Below are 19,200 nucleotides of genomic sequence, written 5' to 3'. Positions count from 1 at the left end.
AAATTAAGCGGTTTATTCGCCTTTTAAATTCTAAATAACGTGGTGAGAAGATAAAACTTATGATAAAATTTATGCATAAGAATGAATAAAAGCGAGGCTAATATGGCAAAAATTATTGATGGGAAAGCAATTGCTAAGCAATTACGAGCTGCAGTATTAGAGCAAACAACTGTTTTAAAAAAACACGCGGTGACACCAGGGTTAGCAGTTATTTTAATTGGAGATGATCCAGCAAGTGAAATTTACGTACGCAATAAGGAACGTGCAGCAGGTAAAGTTGGTGTTAATGCAATCACGTTGAAATATCCAAGCACGGCCTCTGAAACCGAAATTTTAGCAAAAATTGCAGCACTCAATGTTGATAATGCGATTGATGCGATTTTGGTGCAAAGTCCAGTACCATCACAAATCAATGAACAAAAGGTGCAGGAAGCAATTACTCCCACAAAAGATGTGGACGGGTTTCACCCCGAAAATGTCGGCCGATTGTATGCTGATCAGGCAGGCTATTACCCAATTGCCAACACGCCGCGAGGCATTATGACTATGCTTAAGCATGAGAATATTTGTTTACGTCATCAGTTTGTTGTGATTATTGGCCGGTCGATTCTTGTTGGTCGGCCAATGTTTGCCTTAATGCAAGCGGCAGATGCTAGTGTGACAATGTTACATCGACACACGCCAGTAAAATTGCGTCGTGATTTACTAGCAATGGCAGATATTGTCATCGTGGCAACGGGTGTACCGGATCTAGTAATGGGTGCTGATTTAAAACCTGGCGCAACAGTCGTTGATGTTGGTATGAATCGATTACCTAATAATAAATTAGTTGGGGATGTGAATTTTGCAACCGCTGAAAAAGTTGCCGGAGCAATCACACCTGTGCCTGGTGGTGTTGGCCCAATGACTATTGCCACGTTATTACAAACAACAGTTGAATTGGCAGCAATTCATCATCAAATAGAATTGGAGTCAGGATGGCAGAATATTTAACAGTTTCCGCGCTCACAGCCTATTTAAAACGCAAATTTACAGCTGATCCATATCTAAAAAAAGTCTACGTTACTGGTGAGATTTCGAATTATCGTCATCGTCCAGGACATCAATATTTTAAAATTAAAGATGACCAAGCAGTTATTTCAGTAACCATGTTCAAATCGGCTTTTAATCGATTGAAATTTCAACTAGAACCAGGCATGAAAGTCAATGCTGTTGGACATCTTGATTTATATGCACCTAATGGTTCATATAGTCTGATTATCGAATCATTAGCGCCAGATGGTGTGGGGGCGCTTTATCAAGCTTATGAACAGTTAAAAAATAAATTGGAAAAAGAAGGATTGTTTCAAGTAAGACATGCTGATATCCCCTCATTTCCAAAGAAAATTGCTGTTATCACTTCACCAAGTGGTGCGGTTATTCGTGATATTATGACCACTGTGCAACGACGCTTTCCAATTGCACAAATTATACTATATCCTGCCGTTGTACAAGGGGAAGGGGCAGTCTCATCGCTCTGTCAACAAATTGAAGCAGTCAATCAAGCCGCTGATTATGATGTATTAATTATTGGACGTGGTGGTGGGTCAATAGAAGATTTATGGGCATTTAACGATGAACAAGTGGCTCGTAAATTGTTAACAGTTTCCATGCCAGTGATTAGTTCGGTTGGGCATGAAACTGATACGACCATTGCGGATTTTATTGCGGATAAACGAGCAGCAACACCAACAGCTGCCGCAGAATTAGCAACGCCAGTACCATTAGCTGATTTATGGTTAGCCATTCAACAAGATCAACAAAAATTGGTCATGTTATTACAACGAGAAATTGCTCAACGGCAGGATTATTTAACACGACTGCAACAAAGTTATGTTTTAAAAAATCCATCACGTTTATATGAAGGATACTTACAACGTTTGGACATTGCTCAAGAAAAATTGGTGCGGGCAATGACGACACAAATTGATAGTGAAAAGCAACAGTTGCAAACATTGACACCACGTTTAGAAATAAGTATGCAATTTATAATGAAACAAGTACAACAACGTTTTAGACAGGTTGTCGCTAGTTTGCAGTTAGTCAGTCCTCTAGCAATTTTAGGTCGAGGTTACAGTGTCACAAGAAAAGATCAGAAAGTTATTCGACAAGTGAACCAAATCGCTGTTCAGGATGAGATTACAATTCAGATATCAGATGGTGAGTTGACAGCACAAGTGACTGGAAAGAAAGAGAATAAAGATGGCAGAGAAGACATTTGAAGAAAATTTAACTACGTTAGAAAAAATCGTTAGTCAACTAGAAAAAGGAGATGTGCCACTTGAAGAAGCTCTAAAACAATTTGAAACAGGTGTTAAAATTAGTCAAGAGTTACAAAAGACACTTCAAAATGCAGAAAAAAGTTTAGCCAAAATTGTCAATGAAGATGGTAGTATTAGTGATTTTAACAAGGGAGAATAACTAATGCGCTTAAAAGAATTTGCAACAATTGCTTTGCCACTCATTGAACAAACATTAGCCAATGAATTAAAAAAAAGTACTTCTGAACCACGATTAAAAGAAGCCATGACTTATGCTGTCATGGCGGGTGGCAAGCGATTAAGGCCAATGCTTTCATTAGCGGTTTTGGCAACGTATCATCTACCAATTAAAAATTATTTAAAGGAAGCTAGTTCATTAGAATTAATTCATACGTATAGTTTGATTCATGATGATTTACCAGCAATGGATAATGATGAATGGCGTCGTGGTAAACCGACAACACATCGCGCATTTGGTGAAGATATAGCTATTTTAGCTGGTGATGCGCTACAGCCATTAGCATTTGAGTGGTTAACAGCAGCAAATGAATTTCTGTCAGATCACCAAAAAGTACAACTAACTTTGGCACTCGCAAAAGCGGCTGGGCCTAAGGGAATGGTTGCTGGTCAAGTACTAGATATCAAAGCGATGCAACAAAGTAAGGTATCGCTAACAGAGACACGGGCTATTCATTATCATAAGACCGGTGCCTTGATTGCTTATGCATTACAATCAGGTGCAATTATGGCTGATGCGACACGAGAAGTGCAACAGATACTTTATGAATTTGGCATGGCTTATGGCTTGGCTTTTCAAATTAAAGATGATTTAGATGACTATCAATTGGGAAAAGTTGAAGCACAATCATATCCAACATTATTGGGTGTGCCAGCAACATTAACAGCACTGCAAGAACAAATGACACTGGCGAAGCAAGCATTACAAAAATTCCATTTAGAAACACAATTAGAAACCACATTATTAGCATCATTTTTAGATTATTTTATAGAGACACTGGAGTAAACATGGGCATAGAAAAAGAACGAGTAGATGTTTTAGCAGTACAACAAGGCTTATTTCATTCTCGAGAACAAGCCAAAAGAGCAATTATGGCGGGTGAAATACTAGGGGCTAATGAGCAACGAATGGATAAAGCTGGTGAAAAGATAGCAGTCACAACTGAACTTCATTTAAAGGGAACACCAATGCCATATGTTTCACGTGGGGGCTTTAAATTGGAAAAAGCGTTACGTGTTTTCAATATAGATGTGACCGATAAAACGGTTCTTGATATTGGTTCTTCAACAGGCGGTTTTACAGATGTTTCATTGCAAAATGGTGCAAAACTAGTTTATGCCTTAGATGTCGGCACTAATCAATTGGTATGGTCATTACGATCAGATAATCGTGTTGTCGTGATGGAAAACACGAATTTTAGATATTCTCAATTAGCGGATTTTCGCAATGGTCGACCAGATGTCGCAACGATTGACGTCTCTTTCATTTCGTTAAATCTTATTTTACCGCCATTGTCAAAAATATTAGTACCAGGTGGCTCAGTTGCAACCTTGATTAAACCTCAGTTTGAAGCAGGACGTGAAGCTGTTGGAAAACATGGCATTATTAAAGATGCAGCAATTCATAGTCAAGTGATCGATAAAGTTGCAGATTATGCAAAACAAGCAAACTTTAGCATTGTTGGGTTGGATTATTCACCAATTAAGGGTGGTTCGGGAAATATTGAATTTTTAGCACACCTTGTTTTAGATGGTGGTGAAAGTACAATGACGATGGCTGAGCGTGAAGCTGTTGTTCAAGCTGCACATGCGCAATTAAATGCTCATCATGAGGGGAAAGCGGATGAGAAGAACTAAAAAAGAACGGCAACAAGCAATTCGAGAATTAATTAATCAAAAGACGATTCAAAGACAAGAAGACCTTGTGAGTGAGTTGAATAAATTGGGATGGGCAGTGACACAAGCCACGATTTCTCGAGATATTACTGAAATGCAGTTGGTAAAGGTACCCCTTGAAACAAAGGGGTTTGCGTATGCTGTTGTTGCCCAAACCGATGCGATAGCTCATATTAAACGTATTATTCAAGAACCAACGACGACGATTCGAACGCAGGATAATTTTGTTATGATTACCGTTCTGCCTGGCACAGGTCCTGCATTAAAATTGGCTTTGGAAGAAGCAAATTTTGAAGAATTATTTGGCATGTTAGGTGATGATTCGGATGTATTAATTATTTTAAAGAAAGGCATCCAAGCAGAAGCATTTGTGACACAAAAATTACAATAGATTGGATAAACGATTGGAGGACGCATGTTACAAGAACTATCTATTCAAAATTTTGCGATTATTCCAAAATTAAATATTAGTTTTGAGCCAGGAATGACAGTACTGACAGGTGAAACTGGTGCTGGAAAATCTATCATTATCGATGCGGTAGGCTTGCTAACAGGTGGCCGTGGTTCACAAGATTATATTCGTGAAGGTGCCGATACGGCAATTTTACAAGGGCTGATTGATATCGAACCAAATGCAGCGCTTCGTGAAGTTTTACAAGATTTAGGTATTGCTTTGGAAGATAATCAACTACTTATTCATCGTGAACTACATCGTAATGGTCGAAATGTCATTCGAGTCAATAATACCTTGGTGAATGCGACTGCTTTAAAAGCATTAGGACGCCATTTAGTGGATATTCATGGGCAAAATGAACATCAAGCACTGATGCAACCAGAACAGCATTTGGGACTGTTAGATGAGTTTGCAAGTCAACAATTACAACCGATTCTAAAAGAATATCAGAAAACTTATCACAAATATCGACAATTAGAAGCGGCATATCACAAACGACAAGATGATGAGCAAGCTTGGGCGCAACGTTTAGATATGTTAAGTTTTCAAAGTAAAGAACTTAACGAGGCAAATTTGGTTGTTGGTGAAGAAGAACGCCTTGAAACGGAATATCAGGAATTAACGAACTTTCAAGATGTTCTTTCGGCGTTGTCAAAAGCATACGAAGCATTGGATGGCGAATGGGAACACAGTGGTTTAGAAACAGTTGCAACAGCTATGAGTGAACTTGAAGATATTGAAGAACTATCACCAAGATATACAAAGTTAACGGAAGCTGTTCGAGGCGCTTATTATGAATTGCAAGAAGCAACTTCAGATATCTTAAATGTTCGAGACAGTTTATCATTTGATGAAGAGCGCTTACAATATGTAGACGAACGATTAAATCTTATTCGTTCATTAGAGAAAAAATATGGTGCTAGTGTAACAGATGTTCTTGCACATCAACAAGAGGTTGATGAAGAATTAGCCCAAATGGGTGGCCATGAACAAAGCGCAGCGACATTAGCTAATGAAGTACAAATAGCCAAAAAAGCAGCCCAAAAATTAGCTGATAAGTTGCATCATATCCGCCTGCAATCAGCAAAGTTATTAACTAGTCAAATTCATGAGCAATTAAAAGATTTGTATATGGATAAAGCGGTTTTTTCAGTAAAATTTACAAATCAAAAAATGAATTTAACAGGTTCAGATGGTGTTGAATTTTATATACAAACTAATTTGGGAGAAGGTGCGAAACCGCTCGCAAAAATTGCTTCGGGTGGTGAACTATCTCGTATGATGTTAGCTATGAAAACAATTTTTTCCCGGGAACAAGGGGTCACATCCATTATATTTGATGAGGTAGATACGGGTGTTTCTGGGCGAGTGGCGCAAGCAATTGCCGAAAAAATTGCTTTTATTGGTCAATACTCACAAGTCTTAACAATTACGCATTTACCACAAGTGGCAGCAGTCGCAGATCACCACTTCTTTATTGAAAAGAAAATTGTTGGTAAACGAACGGAAACAATGGTGCGACCATTAACAGAGGACCAACGAATTGATGAGTTAGCACGTATGTTATCAGGAAATGAACTCACCAGTGCTGCTAAAGAAAATGCACGAGATTTATTGAAAAGGGCGCATGTTCATAAGAAATCCAGCGAATAAAGTGAATATAGTTGTCTCAAATGGGAAAAACGAGTAAAATATCTACTTAAATAGCGAAACAAAAAGTTAGGAGCATGTGTACCATGAAACGTGGCGTATTAATCGTACTTTCTGGACCATCTGGTGTTGGTAAAGGGACAGTGCGAAAAGCCTTATTTGAGGAACCAGATATTGATTTTCAATATTCTATTTCAATGACCACTAGACAGCCTAGAAATGGTGAAGTAAACGGAGAAGATTATTTTTTTGTGACTCGTGATGAATTTGAAACAGAAATTGCAAATGGTGATATGTTGGAATATGCTGAATATGTAGGCAATTATTATGGTACGCCGAAAAAATTTATCGACCAAACACTTGCTGCAGGCCGTGATGTGCTGTTAGAAATTGATGTCCAAGGTGCTTTACAAGTGAAGGGGAAGATGCCAGAAGGCGCCTATATTTTCCTAACACCACCTGATTTAGCAGCTTTAAAAGAACGGTTAATTGGGCGTGGTACTGAAGCCATGGATGTTATTGATCGTCGTGTCTCGGCAGCAACTGCTGAGATTCGAATGATGGCTAATTATGACTATGCTGTTGTTAATGATGAAGTATCATTGGCAGTTAACCGTATAAAGGACATTATTAAAGTGGAACGATTACGTGTTAATCGTGTATTGCCTGAATATATTAAAATGATTGAGGAGTTAGAAGCATGATTTTATATCCATCTGTTGATAAGTTACTAGAAAAAGTTGATTCACGTTATAAGTTAATTGCTTTGGGAGCAAAACGTGCTCATGAATTAGAAGAAGGTGAATTACCAACTTTAGCAAAGTTTGATTCGGTAAAGCCAATCGGACAAGCTTTTGAAGAGATTGAAGCGGGTAATGTTGTTATTGATGATTCGACAAAATAACAAAATAAATAGAAAAAGGACGATAGCCATTAAGCTATCGTCCTTTTTCTATTTATTTATTCATTTGATTTTGTTTTTTTGATACAATCATTTGACGCAAGGCACTGATAATTGCGGGTAATGCAGAAACAATCAGAATACCAATCAAAACGATTGAAAAGTGTTCGCTGACAAATTGATTACCGCCAAAATAAAAACCAGCTTCGACTGCTATAAATACCCAAAGCGTTACGGCTAACATTTCTAACATAATAAAGTTTCGGTAACGGAACCCTGATACTGCAGCTGTAAAAGGTACTAATGTTCGAATAATTGGTAAAAAACGACCTAAGATGATAGCCATTTTGCCATGCTTAACAAAAAAATCATTTGCTTCCTGTAAATGTTTTTCCTTGATAAAGCGACCAAGTATCGGATGATGAACTAATTTCAATCCAACAGTTCGACCAAGGTAAAAATTAAGGGAATCACCACTTGTTGCAGCAATCCAGAACAATAAAATTAGTACCCAATGGTTGAGTGAATTACCTGATAGGGCAGCAATTGAACCTGCTGCAAATAACAATGAATCACCAGGTAAAAATGGTAACACAACAGCACCTGTTTCAATAAAAATAACAGCAAATAGCGCGGCGTAAGACCAACCACCCCAAGCATTTACAAGATTATTTAAATGAACATCAAGATGGAGGAATATGTCAATAATTTGAACCATTTTGTGTTTAAACTCCTATATTTTGTCAATTGACTTAAAATTACTTAGCTACTAGTTTATCACTTTTTTAAGCCCCTGTAAGTTATATGTTATAATAACGTCAATGTATTTAACATAACTTAAGAGGTGAATAACAATGGCATTGCCACAATTAGATATGGATGAAGTTACTGGACCAGTTGCAACGTTAGCAACAACGTTAGGTGATATTAAAGTGCAACTATTTCCTGAACAAGCGCCAAAGACGGTTGAAAATTTTGTTGGCTTAATTAAGAAAGGCTATTATGATGGTATTATTTTTCATCGTGTGATTAATGAATTTATGATCCAAGGTGGCGATCCAACTGGTACCGGTATGGGTGGTGAGTCGATTTGGGGAAAGCCATTTTCAGATGAGTTTTCAGATGAAGTCTTTAATCTTCGTGGTGCGCTGTCAATGGCTAATGCTGGCCCTAATACGAATGGTTCACAATTCTTTATTGTACAAGCTCATAAAGTACCTGAACGGATGTTACAATCACTTGCTGGTACAGTACCAAATGAGATTTTAGAAGCGTATACTAATCATGGTGGGACGCCATGGTTAGACAAGCATCATACTGTGTTTGGCCAAGTTGTTGACGGGATGGATGTCATTGATAACATGGCAACACAAAAGGTTGATTTTGCAGATAAGCCCAAAGCTGATATTCAAATTTTAAAAGCAACGGTTACAGATTAACGGTTGCACCGGGAGTTATTCTCGGATACATATGACAAAATTTATAAGGAGGGATAGTAATGACATTTCATATTGGGGATGTTGTTGAAGGAACAGTAACTGGTTTGCAACCTTATGGTGCGTTTGTTCAATTGGATGAACAGCATCAAGGTTTGATTCATATATCAGAATGTCGATCAGCTTACATACGAGAAATTGAAGATGAAATTAAAGTTGGTCAATCAATTCGGGTGATGATTTTAGATATTGACATTTATAGTCAAAAGATATCACTGTCACGACGTACAGTATTAGATGGTTATGATAAGTTGCCTCTTAGCAAGGATAAAGTAATGCATGACCATAAATATGCACAACATCACTATTGGACAAATCAGCATCTACAGATTGGTTTTGAAACAATTTCTGAATCTGGATCAGCAATGATTCATGAAGCCTTAGACAGATTACATCAGTAAAGAACATAGGGAGATTAAGATGTCACTTATTGCAGGTACCATTATTTTTACTCGAAATGAACAATCATATTTTTTAGTAACGGATGAAGTACCATTGCCGAAATTTTACACTGTCAAAATGCACAAGCATGCGGGTGATACAGCTTTAGGATCAATTGTGAGTGGTATGCAGGATGAATTAGGTATTGATATAAACAATTTACGTTTTGGTGAGCTTGCAGCGTGGCATACACAAGGTCTAGATTCTACAGAAGATCTAGTATCGTTATATACATTTGAGCCAGTTGATGCTAATGCTTTGAATCTAGAGAGATTAAATCTTTTAGGATTACAATTTGTGAATGCAAAAGATGTTGTTGATTTTCTGAAGAATGTTGATATGACTGGAGTGGCACAATTAGACTAATCTTTAAAAAACACTTGCAATTCAATTCTAAATTAGGTATTATTAAAAAGTTGAGTTTTGAAGAAAGATTACATTCTTTATTTAAACGCAATAATAATTAATTGAAATTAAATGTTGACAATCATCATCTAATCAGATATGATTATTAAGTCTTGTTTGAAAAGCAACATTTTCAATAAACTTGATAAGTAATTATTCTTCTTGAGTAATTATTCTTCTTGACATTATTTATCAAAGTTGCTATTCTAATATAGCTGGCGTTGAGGAAACGCTTTCTTGAGATAGTTCTTTGAAAACTGAATATCGTTTCGATGAAACAAATGTGTAGGGTCATCAAGCAAATTGCTTGATACAAAAACATTTGCGAAGTCAATTCGCTAATAAATTCGTTTAACTTCTGTTAAACAAATAACAACAATTGAGTGATACTCAAACTTTTAAAATGAGAGTTTGATCCTGGCTCAGGATGAACGCTGGCGGCGTGCCTAATACATGCAAGTCGAACGCTTTGTCTTTAAATGAAATGACGAGCTTGCTCAGATTTGATTTTATCTGACAAAGAGTGGCGAACGGGTGAGTAACACGTGGGTAACCTACCTCTTAGCAGGGGATAACATTTGGAAACAAGTGCTAATACCGTATAATACCAACAACCGCATGGTTGTTGGTTGAAAGATGGTTCTGCTATCACTAAGAGATGGACCCGCGGTGCATTAGCTAGTTGGTAAGGTAAAGGCTTACCAAGGCCATGATGCATAGCCGAGTTGAGAGACTGATCGGCCACAATGGGACTGAGACACGGCCCATACTCCTACGGGAGGCAGCAGTAGGGAATCTTCCACAATGGGCGCAAGCCTGATGGAGCAACGCCGCGTGTGTGATGAAGGGTTTCGGCTCGTAAAACACTGTTATAAGAGAAGAACGGCACTGAGAGTAACTGTTCAGTGTGTGACGGTATCTTACCAGAAAGGAACGGCTAAATACGTGCCAGCAGCCGCGGTAATACGTATGTTCCAAGCGTTATCCGGATTTATTGGGCGTAAAGCGAGCGCAGACGGTTATTTAAGTCTGAAGTGAAAGCCCTCAGCTCAACTGAGGAATGGCTTTGGAAACTGGATGACTTGAGTGCAGTAGAGGAAAGTGGAACTCCATGTGTAGCGGTGAAATGCGTAGATATATGGAAGAACACCAGTGGCGAAGGCGGCTTTCTGGACTGTAACTGACGTTGAGGCTCGAAAGTGTGGGTAGCAAACAGGATTAGATACCCTGGTAGTCCACACCGTAAACGATGAGTGCTAGATGTTCGAGGGTTTCCGCCCTTGAGTGTCGTAGCTAACGCATTAAGCACTCCGCCTGGGGAGTACGACCGCAAGGTTGAAACTCAAAGGAATTGACGGGGACCCGCACAAGCGGTGGAGCATGTGGTTTAATTCGAAGCAACGCGAAGAACCTTACCAGGTCTTGACATCCCTTGCTAATCCTAGAAATAGGACGTTCCCTTCGGGGACAAGGTGACAGGTGGTGCATGGTTGTCGTCAGCTCGTGTCGTGAGATGTTGGGTTAAGTCCCGCAACGAGCGCAACCCTTATTATTAGTTGCCAGCATTCAGTTGGGCACTCTAGTGAGACTGCCGGTGACAAACCGGAGGAAGGTGGGGATGACGTCAAATCATCATGCCCCTTATGACCTGGGCTACACACGTGCTACAATGGCATATACAACGAGTCGCCAACCCGCGAGGGTGCGCTAATCTCTTAAAGTATGTCTCAGTTCGGATTGTAGGCTGCAACTCGCCTACATGAAGTCGGAATCGCTAGTAATCGCGGATCAGCACGCCGCGGTGAATACGTTCCCGGGTCTTGTACACACCGCCCGTCACACCATGAGAGTTTGTAACACCCAAAGCCGGTGGGGTAACCTTTTAGGAGCCAGCCGTCTAAGGTGGGACAGATGATTAGGGTGAAGTCGTAACAAGGTAGCCGTAGGAGAACCTGCGGCTGGATCACCTCCTTTCTAAGGAAAATCGGAAACTTACACAGTCAACGAAACGATATTTAGTTTTGAGAGATTTATCTCTCTGATTTATTAGTTCTTTGAAAACTGAATCATAATTGTAAATTTTTAAATTCATTTCAATTGATATTAATCAATTAAATTGAGCCGAAAAAATACACCGCGTAATTTTTTGAGTTTTTTAAATCAGTTTAAAATCGCTTGTGACCGTTGAGTCACAATACTCAAACGAAATCATCAACGAGAGTTGATCGGTTAAGTTATTAAGGGCGCATGGTGAATGCCTTGGCACTAGGAGCCGATGAAGGACGGGACTAACACCGATATGCCTCGGGAAGCTGTAAGTAAGCTATGATCCGGGGATTTCCGAATGGGGGAACCCAACTTGTGATGCAAGTTATCGTTCAATGAATACATAGTTGAACGAAGGTAGACGTTGTGAACTGAAACATCTCATTAGCAACAGGAGAAGAAAGAAAAATCGATTCCGTCAGTAGCGGCGAGCGAACGCGGAGAAGCCCAAACCAGTGTGCTTGCACACTGGGGTTGTAGGACTACCGTTGTGGAGTTACAAATTTGTTTATTAGCAGAAGCAGCTGGGAAGCTGAGCGAAACAGGGTGATAGCCCCGTATGCGAAAGTAAGCAAACTCCCGTGTAGGATCCTGAGTACGGCCGGACACGTGAAATCCGGTCGGAAACTGCGAGGACCATCTCGTAAGGCTAAATACTCCCTAGTGACCGATAGTGAACCAGTACCGTGAGGGAAAGGTGAAAAGCACCCCGGAAGGGGAGTGAAAAAGTTCCTGAAACCATGTGCCTACAACAAGTTAGAGCCCGTTAATGGGTGATAGCGTGCCTTTTGTAGAATGAACCGGCGAGTTACGATAACATGCAAGGTTAAGGTGGAAAGACCGGAGCCGTAGCGAAAGCGAGTCTGAAATGGGCGTTCGAGTATGTTGTTGTAGACCCGAAACCAGGTGACCTACCCATGTCCAGGGTGAAGGTGCGGTAAAACGCACTGGAGGCCCGAACCCGTACATGTTGAAAAATGTTGGGATGAGGTGTGGGTAGCGGTGAAATTCCAATCGAACTTGGAGATAGCTGGTTCTCTCCGAAATAGCTTTAGGGCTAGCCTCGGAAGATAGCGTGTTGGAGGTAGAGCACTGTTTTGGTGCGGGGCCCATCTCGGGTTACTAAATTAAGATAAACTCCGAATGCCAATCACGTATGTCCGGGAGTCAGACAGTGAGTGATAAGATCCATTGTCGAAAGGGGAACAGCCCAGATCGTCAGTTAAGGTCCCTAAGTGTGTGTTAAGTGGAAAAGGATGTGAAGTTGCATAGACAACTAGGATGTTGGCTCAGAAGCAGCCACCATTTAAAGAGTGCGTAATAGCTCACTAGTCGAGTGATTCTGCGCCGAAAATGTACCGGGGCTAAACACACCACCGAAACTACGGGTGCCACATCAGTGGCGCGATAGGAGAGCGTTCTAAGGGCGATGAAGTCAGACCGTGAGGACTGGTGGAGCGCTTAGAAGTGAGAATGCCGGTATGAGTAGCGAAAGACAGGTGAGAATCCTGTCCACCGTATGACTAAGGTTTCCTGGGGAAGGCTCGTCCTCCCAGGGTTAGTCGGGACCTAAGGCGAGGCCGAAAGGCGTAGTCGATGGCTAACAGGTTGAGATTCCTGTACCAGGTGAACATGTTTGAACAATGGAGGGACGCAGAAGGCTAACAGAACCCAGCAGTTGGAAAAGCTGGGTCAAGCAATGAGTCTGAGAGTGAGTCAAATGCTTGCTGTCATAAGGATAAGTTGTGATGAGGACCGAAATCAAGTAGGGAAGTCTGTGATGTCACGCTGCCGAGAAAAGCTTCTAGTTAGTGTTTACCTGCCCGTACCGCAAACCGACACAGGTAGTCGAGGAGAGCATCCTAAGGTGAGCGAGTGAACTCTCGTTAAGGAACTCGGCAAAATGACCCCGTAACTTCGGGAGAAGGGGTGCTCAGCGCAAGCTGAGCCGCAGTGAATAGGCCCAGGCGACTGTTTATCAAAAACACAGGTTTCTGCAAAATCGTAAGATGACGTATAGGGGCTGACGCCTGCCCGGTGCTGGAAGGTTAAAAGGAGTGCTTAGCTTCGGCGAAGGTACGAATTGAAGCCCCAGTAAACGGCGGCCGTAACTATAACGGTCCTAAGGTAGCGAAATTCCTTGTCGGGTAAGTTCCGACCCGCACGAAAGGCGTAACGATCTGGGCGCTGTCTCAACGAGAGACTCGGTGAAATTTAAAGACCCGTGAAGATGCGGGTTACCCGCGACAGGACGGAAAGACCCCATGGAGCTTTACTGTAGCTTGATATTGAGTGTTTGTGCAGCTTGTACAGCATAGGTAGGAGCCGTAGAAATCGGGACGCTAGTTTCGATGGAGGCAAACGTGGGATACTACCCTCGTTGTATGAACACTCTAACTCACACCACTAAGCGTGGTGGAAGACAGTGTCTGGCAGGCAGTTTGACTGGGGCGGTCGCCTCCTAAAAGGTAACGGAGGCGCCCAAAGGTTCCCTCAGAATGGTTGGAAATCATTCGTAGAGTGTAAAGGCACAAGGGAGCTTGACTGTGAGACTTACCAGTCGAGCAGGTACGAAAGTAGGGCTTAGTGATCCGGTGGTTCCGCATGGAAGGGCCATCGCTCAACGGACAAAAGCTACCCTGGGGATAACAGGCTTATCTCCCCCAAGAGTCCACATCGACGGGGAGGTTTGGCACCTCGATGTCGGCTCATCGCATCCTGGGGCTGTAGTCGGTCCCAAGGGTTGGGCTGTTCGCCCATTAAAGCGGTACGCGAGCTGGGTTCAGAACGTCGTGAGACAGTTCGGTCCCTATCCGTCGCGGGCGTAGGAAATTTGAGAGGAGCTGCCCTTAGTACGAGAGGACCGGGGTGGACGTACCACTGGTGTATCAGTTGTTCCGCCAGGAGCATCGCTGAGTAGCTATGTACGGATGAGATAAACGCTGAAAGCATCTAAGTGTGAAACTCGCCTCGAGATGAGATTTCCCATTCAGTAATGAAGTAAGACCCCTCAAAGATGATGAGGTAGATAGGCTAGAAGTGGACGTGCGGTGACGCATGGAGCGGACTAGTACTAATGGTTCGAGGACTTAACCAAGTAGCAAGTGGTGTAAGGCAAAAAAGTATTGACATTATGATTCAGTTTTGAGATAATTAATCTCGTGGTTGCTTTTAATAGTAATCGTGTCGTGACGATAGCACTGAGGTCACACCTGTTCCCATACCGAACACAGCAGTTAAGCTCAGTTACGCCGAAAGTAGTTGGAGGATCGCCTCCTGCGAGGATAGGAAGTTGCGATGCATCAATGGACGTTTAGCTCAGCTGGGAGAGCACCTGCCTTACAAGCAGGGGGTCACAGGTTCGAACCCTGTAACGTCCATTGGGTCGTTAGCTCAGTTGGCAGAGCAGTGGACTTTTAATCCATGGGTCCTGGGTTCGAGCCCCAGACGACCCACTTTAATAATATGTTATCTATTTCGTCAAACTGGCAACTGTATGATTGTTGCCGACTTAGCTCAGTTGGTAGAGCATCGCTCTTGTAAAGCGGAGGTCGAAGGTTCGAACCCTTTAGTCGGCATCATGCGAATATAGTTCAGTTGGTAGAACGCTACCTTGCCATGGTAGAGGTCGCGGGTTCGAATCCCGTTGTTCGCTTTGCCGGCTTGGCGGAATAGGCAGACGCACAGGACTTAAAATCCTGCGATGGAGACATCGTACCGGTTCGATCCCGGTAGCCGGCATATTATTTGCACCTATAGCGCAACTGGATAGAGTGTCTGACTACGAATCAGAAGGTTGAAGGTTCGAATCCTTCTAGGTGCATTACAAACGTAAGTTTGTTTTTTTTGTTGCTAGTTGTTAGCATGTTCGGGACGTAGCTCAGTTTGGTAGAGCACCTGGTTTGGGACCAGGGGGTCGCAGGTTCGAATCCTGTCGTCCCGATTATGACACTAAGTGTTATGATTCGCGGTGTAGCTCAGCTGGCTAGAGCGTCCGGTTCATACCCGGGAGGTCGAGGGTTCGATTCCCCCCGCCGCGATTGGCTAAAATAACTTGGACCTTTAGCTCAGTTGGTTAGAGCAGACGGCTCATAACCGTCCGGTCGTTGGTTCGAGTCCAACAAGGTCCATTTAGGCCTTAGGTATTTATGGAGAATTACCCAAGTCTGGCTGAAGGGAACGGTCTTGAAAACCGTCAGGTCGGGAAACCGGCGCGTGGGTTCGAATCCCACATTCTCCTTCGTTACTATTATTGATAACCATTATTTATTATCGCGGGTTGGAGCAGTCTGGTAGCTCGTCGGGCCCATAACCCGAAGGTCGTAGGTTCAAATCCTACACCCGCAATTAAATCAGATTAAGTATATTTTGTCTGTTGGTCGCATGGTCTAGTTGGTTATGACGTTCGCCTGTCACGCGAAAGATCACGGGTTCGAATCCCGTTGTGACCGTTTTATTTTTTGGCGCGGTAGCTCAGTTGGTAGAGCATACGATTGAAGCTCGTAGTGTCGACGGTTCGATTCCGCCCCGCGCCATTGCATCATGAATAAATGTTGTTATGCGGATGTAGTACAATGGCTAGTGCTCCAGCCTTCCAAGCTGGGAATGCGGGTTCGATTCCCGTCGTCCGCTTTTGTTGTATGGGACTGTAGCTCAGCTGGTTAGAGCGCACCCCTGATAAGGGTGAGGTCGGAGGTTCGAGTCCTCTCAGTCCCATTTTGTTAAAAGTTCGCTTTTGACATGGGGACATACTCAAGAGGCTGAAGAGGCGCCCCTGCTAAGGGTGTAGGTCGGGAAACCGGCGCGAGGGTTCGAATCCCTCTGTCTCCGTACTTAATACGTTTAATTAGTAATTAAAGCAACTCTTCTTTGGAGGGTTGCTTTTTTGTTATAAAATAAATTTTTAAATTAATGATACATTAATACGATATACATTAGTTGTTATAGTCACAATTAATTATACCTAGTATTTATTATGATAATTTTTGTAAATTTTAAATACTTTCAGTGTGTAACTATGCCATTGATAGACACTTTAGACTACCTTTTATTATTCGGTAAGAGAATTTATATAGAAAGACAAAAAAGGTTTCTACGGGGCATGTATGTTGTGATGACTATGTCTCCTTGTTCTGTACTATACATTTAATAAATATAAAATATTTAGCTGTATTTCATAAACTTTTTTATTTTCAAAAAAATAAAAATAAGCGATTAATTAATAGTTATTGTTACTACGATATTTGTTGTTGGCATATTTTTTTACAATGCTAATCATGAATAAGGCACTGTAATTAATAATAGTCAATCAGTCAGGAGATAAATGACATATTTTGTTTGTGCTATAACCATTAAGTCAATGCTTTCATGTCCCAAATGAATTTAATCATAGATTGTTAACTATTAAATTTAGTCACCACGCACATCAGAAAAAAGATTGCAAAATCTGCATAATGAAAAATGTAAAAATTAATTATTTTAGGGAACTACGTGAAACTTGATAAAATAAAAAGTTATACGAATGCTGGTGTAGTATTGATTGCTTTATGAAAAATATCATAAAAAATGTATTTAAACTATAATTGACAACAAAATAACATATAAAATAACTTGTTTATTATTTAATTTACATTTATGCTATTATTATATTTTTTGTTCTGGAGATCACATAAATGAAATTATTAAAAGGTAGTTTAAAACGACGTCGTGAACAATTGGGAATTTCTCAGGCTGATGTAGCAGAAGGCATATGCCATCAATCACTACTATCTCGAATAGAGCGTACTGACGAAATTTCAAATATCACTGTTTTACAGCAACTTTGTGCTCGGTTACAATTACGGGTATCAAACGTGGCTAAAATAAACGAATTAACAGTCACACCGTTAACTGTTATTCGTTATTTTATTGATATTGGTCAAATTGAGCAAGCAGCAAATCGCTTGGATAGTTCAACATTGTTACGACGCTTGCCTATATTTGCATTGCCGGAATATAATCTGTTACGGGCAAAAATTGCGTTATCGCATAATCAAGTCACCGTTGCGATGCAATTATTGCAGATTGCTTTAGGTGATGCTGAAAAACATCAGATGGAGCTAATGATTGAGATATATACAGAAATGGGAGCAGCTTGGGCTAAACAAGGGGAATATGTTTACGCCTCTGAATATTATGAGCGAGCCTGTGGACTTATCAAAGGTTATCGACCGTCAATGCAAGCCGAGTTAGGTAAAGTTATTGCCCACACGTATTATCATCAAAGTGAGTTATATCTTGCGGTTAATAATCCAGAAAAGGCAAAAGAACGGATTACAAAAGCGCTAGACATGTTACCAATAAATGAACATTTCCATCAAATTATCAAATTCCAAAAATTGCGTGTACAGTGTTGTGAAAAATTATCATTGTTAAAAGAAAAGCAAGAAGCTCAAATGCTAATTTATGCCGCGGCTGAATTTTCCAAGGATATTCATTTACAAGATGATGTGAAACAATATTTGGAAAAGCATTAAGAAAGCACCTAGCGATATCGCTAGGTGCTTTTATATAGGTTAATAGCCACGTGTATAGTCAACAAGGTTATTAGTTAATGATTTATGATTAATAAAATCAGGTAGATTTTTCATAAATACCTCAAACAAATCAACTGATTTACCAGCCCAAGAAGTATGTTGTGTTAATAACAAATTGTCTTGATGCCATAAATTAGAATCTTCCGGAATTGGTTCCGGTGTGGTAACGTCTAATGCAGCGTGTAAGATGTGACCATCATTTAACTTACTGAGGAGTGATGATTGATCAACCGTTGTGCCACGACCAATATTGACAAACAAAAATAAATGTTCAAATAGTGATAAATGTTCATCATTAAAGAAAAAATTCGTTTCTGGTGTACCTGGTAAAGCATCTATAACAATTTCAATGTCTGTGGGCAGTTTTTCCAAATGATTCAGTGCAAAAGTTTTATCAAAATTTGGCACTGACCGACCACTTGTATTGACACCGTAAACTGTTGTACCAAAAGCATGTAAATATGTCGCAATTTGTTGACCAATATGACCAGTACCAAAGATGACAACAGGTAATTCTTTCAGAGTAAACTGATTTTCAAATGGTTGCCAAGTATGTCTTGTTTGATAGACATTAAGACCACGTGCAAAGTGGAAGATATAGCTCAAAACAGTTTCAGCAATAGGAGTAGCCCTTTGTCCACTAGCATTTGTTAAAATGATACTGTTTTTGGATAATTTTTCTAAAGGCATGTAATCAACACCGGCAGAATAGGCTTGAACCCATTTTAGTTGATGATTAGGAGTATCCATAATTTGATTAACGATATCTTCTTTCCAACCGTAAACAATTTGTATTTTTGCATAATCTGAATCAAGCAGTTCTTCTGGTTTGATGACAGCGACATCATATTGTTTTAGTATGTCAATTTGGTCATTACTTAACGGAAATAAGGCTAGTAATTTTGTTGACATGATAATTCCTCCAAATAAGTTGATTTAACCTAATTCTAAGCGAAATAATAGCAAACGTCTATATAAATGTAAGCGATTTCATGATGACTTATGTTAAAGAAAAATG

The 19,200-nt window shown here is 40.6% G+C and carries 15 protein-coding genes, 16 tRNA genes and 3 rRNA genes; 32 read left to right on the top strand and 2 right to left on the bottom strand.

Going from position 1 to position 19,200, the window contains the following annotated elements:
- Window positions 1-102: 102 nt before the first annotated feature.
- The 9 genes from ACSKY2_RS04400 (at window position 103) to rpoZ (ending at window position 7,222) form a co-directional block, all read left to right on the top strand.
- Complete coding sequence (locus ACSKY2_RS04400; RefSeq protein ID WP_489876905.1) at window positions 103-993, top strand: bifunctional 5,10-methylenetetrahydrofolate dehydrogenase/5,10-methenyltetrahydrofolate cyclohydrolase; 891 nt, start codon at window positions 103-105, stop codon at window positions 991-993.
- Complete coding sequence (xseA, locus tag ACSKY2_RS04395; protein WP_489876904.1) at window positions 978-2,261, top strand: exodeoxyribonuclease VII large subunit; 1,284 nt, start codon at window positions 978-980, stop codon at window positions 2,259-2,261. Before ACSKY2_RS04400 ends, xseA begins: the two co-directional genes overlap by 16 nt.
- Window positions 2,242-2,460, top strand: a complete 219-nt coding sequence (locus ACSKY2_RS04390; RefSeq protein ID WP_489876903.1) for an exodeoxyribonuclease VII small subunit — start codon at window positions 2,242-2,244, stop codon at window positions 2,458-2,460. Before xseA ends, ACSKY2_RS04390 begins: the two co-directional genes overlap by 20 nt.
- Before the next feature lie 3 nt (window positions 2,461-2,463).
- A complete protein-coding gene (locus ACSKY2_RS04385) occupies window positions 2,464-3,324 on the top strand; it encodes a polyprenyl synthetase family protein (RefSeq protein WP_489876902.1) in 861 nt (286 codons plus the stop codon).
- A gap of 2 nt (window positions 3,325-3,326) precedes the next feature.
- Window positions 3,327-4,175: a TlyA family RNA methyltransferase gene (locus tag ACSKY2_RS04380; RefSeq protein WP_489840948.1), complete on the top strand. Its 849-nt coding sequence runs from the start codon at window positions 3,327-3,329 to the stop codon at window positions 4,173-4,175.
- Window positions 4,162-4,605, top strand: a complete 444-nt coding sequence (locus ACSKY2_RS04375) for an arginine repressor (RefSeq protein WP_489876901.1) — start codon at window positions 4,162-4,164, stop codon at window positions 4,603-4,605. The genes ACSKY2_RS04380 and ACSKY2_RS04375 overlap by 14 nt, the downstream gene beginning before the upstream one ends.
- Before the next feature lie 24 nt (window positions 4,606-4,629).
- The gene (recN, locus tag ACSKY2_RS04370; protein WP_489840950.1) at window positions 4,630-6,321 is read left to right on the top strand and encodes a DNA repair protein RecN; all 1,692 of its coding nucleotides are present in this window, start codon (window positions 4,630-4,632) and stop codon (window positions 6,319-6,321) included.
- 83 nt (window positions 6,322-6,404) lie between these two features.
- A complete protein-coding gene (gmk, locus tag ACSKY2_RS04365; RefSeq protein WP_489840951.1) occupies window positions 6,405-7,022 on the top strand; it encodes a guanylate kinase in 618 nt (205 codons plus the stop codon).
- A complete protein-coding gene (gene rpoZ / locus ACSKY2_RS04360; protein ID WP_489840952.1) occupies window positions 7,019-7,222 on the top strand; it encodes a DNA-directed RNA polymerase subunit omega in 204 nt (67 codons plus the stop codon). The genes gmk and rpoZ overlap by 4 nt, the downstream gene beginning before the upstream one ends.
- Window positions 7,223-7,274: 52 nt before the next feature.
- On the opposite strand, the gene ACSKY2_RS04355 is transcribed toward rpoZ, so the two are convergent.
- Window positions 7,275-7,937, bottom strand: a complete 663-nt coding sequence (locus ACSKY2_RS04355) for a VTT domain-containing protein (protein ID WP_489876900.1) — start codon at window positions 7,935-7,937, stop codon at window positions 7,275-7,277.
- Window positions 7,938-8,073: 136 nt separating this feature from the next.
- On the opposite strand from ACSKY2_RS04355, the gene ACSKY2_RS04350 reads away from it, so the two are divergent.
- From ACSKY2_RS04350 to ACSKY2_RS04240, 23 genes are all read left to right on the top strand, one after another.
- Window positions 8,074-8,658: a peptidylprolyl isomerase gene (locus tag ACSKY2_RS04350; protein ID WP_489876899.1), complete on the top strand. Its 585-nt coding sequence runs from the start codon at window positions 8,074-8,076 to the stop codon at window positions 8,656-8,658.
- A gap of 59 nt (window positions 8,659-8,717) precedes the next feature.
- Window positions 8,718-9,116: a CvfD/Ygs/GSP13 family RNA-binding post-transcriptional regulator gene (locus ACSKY2_RS04345; protein ID WP_489876898.1), complete on the top strand. Its 399-nt coding sequence runs from the start codon at window positions 8,718-8,720 to the stop codon at window positions 9,114-9,116.
- A gap of 19 nt (window positions 9,117-9,135) precedes the next feature.
- Window positions 9,136-9,522 carry a hypothetical protein gene (locus ACSKY2_RS04340; protein ID WP_489840956.1) on the top strand — a complete coding sequence of 129 codons (387 nt, stop codon included), beginning with the start codon at window positions 9,136-9,138 and terminating at the stop codon, window positions 9,520-9,522.
- A 438-nt stretch (window positions 9,523-9,960) separates the two neighbouring features.
- A 16S ribosomal RNA gene (locus ACSKY2_RS04335) occupies window positions 9,961-11,535 on the top strand.
- Window positions 11,536-11,788: 253 nt separating this feature from the next.
- Window positions 11,789-14,704, top strand: a 23S ribosomal RNA gene (locus ACSKY2_RS04330).
- An 87-nt stretch (window positions 14,705-14,791) separates the two neighbouring features.
- Window positions 14,792-14,908, top strand: a 5S ribosomal RNA gene (rrf, locus tag ACSKY2_RS04325).
- The 16S, 23S and 5S rRNA genes sit together here with 16 tRNA genes alongside, the layout of an rRNA operon.
- A gap of 6 nt (window positions 14,909-14,914) precedes the next feature.
- Window positions 14,915-14,987 (top strand) — tRNA-Val (locus tag ACSKY2_RS04320).
- Between the two features lie 2 nt (window positions 14,988-14,989).
- A tRNA-Lys gene (locus ACSKY2_RS04315) sits at window positions 14,990-15,062 on the top strand.
- 50 nt (window positions 15,063-15,112) lie between these two features.
- A tRNA-Thr gene (locus ACSKY2_RS04310) sits at window positions 15,113-15,185 on the top strand.
- A gap of 4 nt (window positions 15,186-15,189) precedes the next feature.
- Window positions 15,190-15,262: transfer RNA gene (locus ACSKY2_RS04305), tRNA-Gly, on the top strand.
- 2 nt (window positions 15,263-15,264) lie between these two features.
- Window positions 15,265-15,348: transfer RNA gene (locus tag ACSKY2_RS04300), tRNA-Leu, on the top strand.
- 8 nt (window positions 15,349-15,356) lie between these two features.
- Window positions 15,357-15,430 (top strand) — tRNA-Arg (locus ACSKY2_RS04295).
- A 46-nt stretch (window positions 15,431-15,476) separates the two neighbouring features.
- Window positions 15,477-15,550: transfer RNA gene (locus tag ACSKY2_RS04290), tRNA-Pro, on the top strand.
- Window positions 15,551-15,573: 23 nt separating this feature from the next.
- Window positions 15,574-15,647: transfer RNA gene (locus tag ACSKY2_RS04285), tRNA-Met, on the top strand.
- Window positions 15,648-15,663: 16 nt separating this feature from the next.
- Window positions 15,664-15,737: transfer RNA gene (locus ACSKY2_RS04280), tRNA-Ile, on the top strand.
- Between the two features lie 20 nt (window positions 15,738-15,757).
- Window positions 15,758-15,847, top strand: a tRNA-Ser gene (locus tag ACSKY2_RS04275).
- A gap of 33 nt (window positions 15,848-15,880) precedes the next feature.
- Window positions 15,881-15,954: transfer RNA gene (locus ACSKY2_RS04270), tRNA-Met, on the top strand.
- Between the two features lie 30 nt (window positions 15,955-15,984).
- A tRNA-Asp gene (locus ACSKY2_RS04265) sits at window positions 15,985-16,058 on the top strand.
- 11 nt (window positions 16,059-16,069) lie between these two features.
- Window positions 16,070-16,142: transfer RNA gene (locus ACSKY2_RS04260), tRNA-Phe, on the top strand.
- A gap of 25 nt (window positions 16,143-16,167) precedes the next feature.
- Window positions 16,168-16,239 (top strand) — tRNA-Gly (locus ACSKY2_RS04255).
- Window positions 16,240-16,249: 10 nt separating this feature from the next.
- Window positions 16,250-16,323, top strand: a tRNA-Ile gene (locus tag ACSKY2_RS04250).
- Between the two features lie 26 nt (window positions 16,324-16,349).
- Window positions 16,350-16,437, top strand: a tRNA-Ser gene (locus ACSKY2_RS04245).
- Between the two features lie 842 nt (window positions 16,438-17,279).
- Entirely contained in the window at window positions 17,280-18,122 is an 843-nt protein-coding gene (locus tag ACSKY2_RS04240) for a helix-turn-helix domain-containing protein (protein ID WP_489876897.1), read from the top strand.
- Between the two features lie 39 nt (window positions 18,123-18,161).
- On the opposite strand, the gene ACSKY2_RS04235 is transcribed toward ACSKY2_RS04240, so the two are convergent.
- Window positions 18,162-19,094, bottom strand: a complete 933-nt coding sequence (locus ACSKY2_RS04235; protein WP_489876896.1) for an NAD(P)-dependent oxidoreductase — start codon at window positions 19,092-19,094, stop codon at window positions 18,162-18,164.
- Between the last annotated feature and the right edge of the window lie 106 nt (window positions 19,095-19,200).

It is taken from the genome of Weissella sp. ESL1156, assembly GCF_058505625.1.
Note: the sequence above shows the minus strand (reverse complement) of the source record. Positions and strands in the feature narration are given on the sequence as shown.

Coding starts and splice junctions, on each gene's coding strand:
- ACSKY2_RS04400 (WP_489876905.1), top strand. CDS start 103: ATGGCAAAAATTATTGATGGGAAAGCAATTGCTAAGCAATTACGAGCT.
- ACSKY2_RS04350 (WP_489876899.1), top strand. CDS start 8,074: ATGGCATTGCCACAATTAGATATGGATGAAGTTACTGGACCAGTTGCA.
- ACSKY2_RS04375 (WP_489876901.1), top strand. CDS start 4,162: ATGAGAAGAACTAAAAAAGAACGGCAACAAGCAATTCGAGAATTAATT.
- ACSKY2_RS04385 (WP_489876902.1), top strand. CDS start 2,464: ATGCGCTTAAAAGAATTTGCAACAATTGCTTTGCCACTCATTGAACAA.
- gmk (WP_489840951.1), top strand. CDS start 6,405: ATGAAACGTGGCGTATTAATCGTACTTTCTGGACCATCTGGTGTTGGT.
- ACSKY2_RS04355 (WP_489876900.1), bottom strand. CDS start 7,937: ATGGTTCAAATTATTGACATATTCCTCCATCTTGATGTTCATTTAAAT.
- ACSKY2_RS04340 (WP_489840956.1), top strand. CDS start 9,136: ATGTCACTTATTGCAGGTACCATTATTTTTACTCGAAATGAACAATCA.
- ACSKY2_RS04380 (WP_489840948.1), top strand. CDS start 3,327: ATGGGCATAGAAAAAGAACGAGTAGATGTTTTAGCAGTACAACAAGGC.
- ACSKY2_RS04240 (WP_489876897.1), top strand. CDS start 17,280: ATGAAATTATTAAAAGGTAGTTTAAAACGACGTCGTGAACAATTGGGA.
- ACSKY2_RS04345 (WP_489876898.1), top strand. CDS start 8,718: ATGACATTTCATATTGGGGATGTTGTTGAAGGAACAGTAACTGGTTTG.
- ACSKY2_RS04390 (WP_489876903.1), top strand. CDS start 2,242: ATGGCAGAGAAGACATTTGAAGAAAATTTAACTACGTTAGAAAAAATC.
- ACSKY2_RS04235 (WP_489876896.1), bottom strand. CDS start 19,094: ATGTCAACAAAATTACTAGCCTTATTTCCGTTAAGTAATGACCAAATT.
- rpoZ (WP_489840952.1), top strand. CDS start 7,019: ATGATTTTATATCCATCTGTTGATAAGTTACTAGAAAAAGTTGATTCA.
- recN (WP_489840950.1), top strand. CDS start 4,630: ATGTTACAAGAACTATCTATTCAAAATTTTGCGATTATTCCAAAATTA.
- xseA (WP_489876904.1), top strand. CDS start 978: ATGGCAGAATATTTAACAGTTTCCGCGCTCACAGCCTATTTAAAACGC.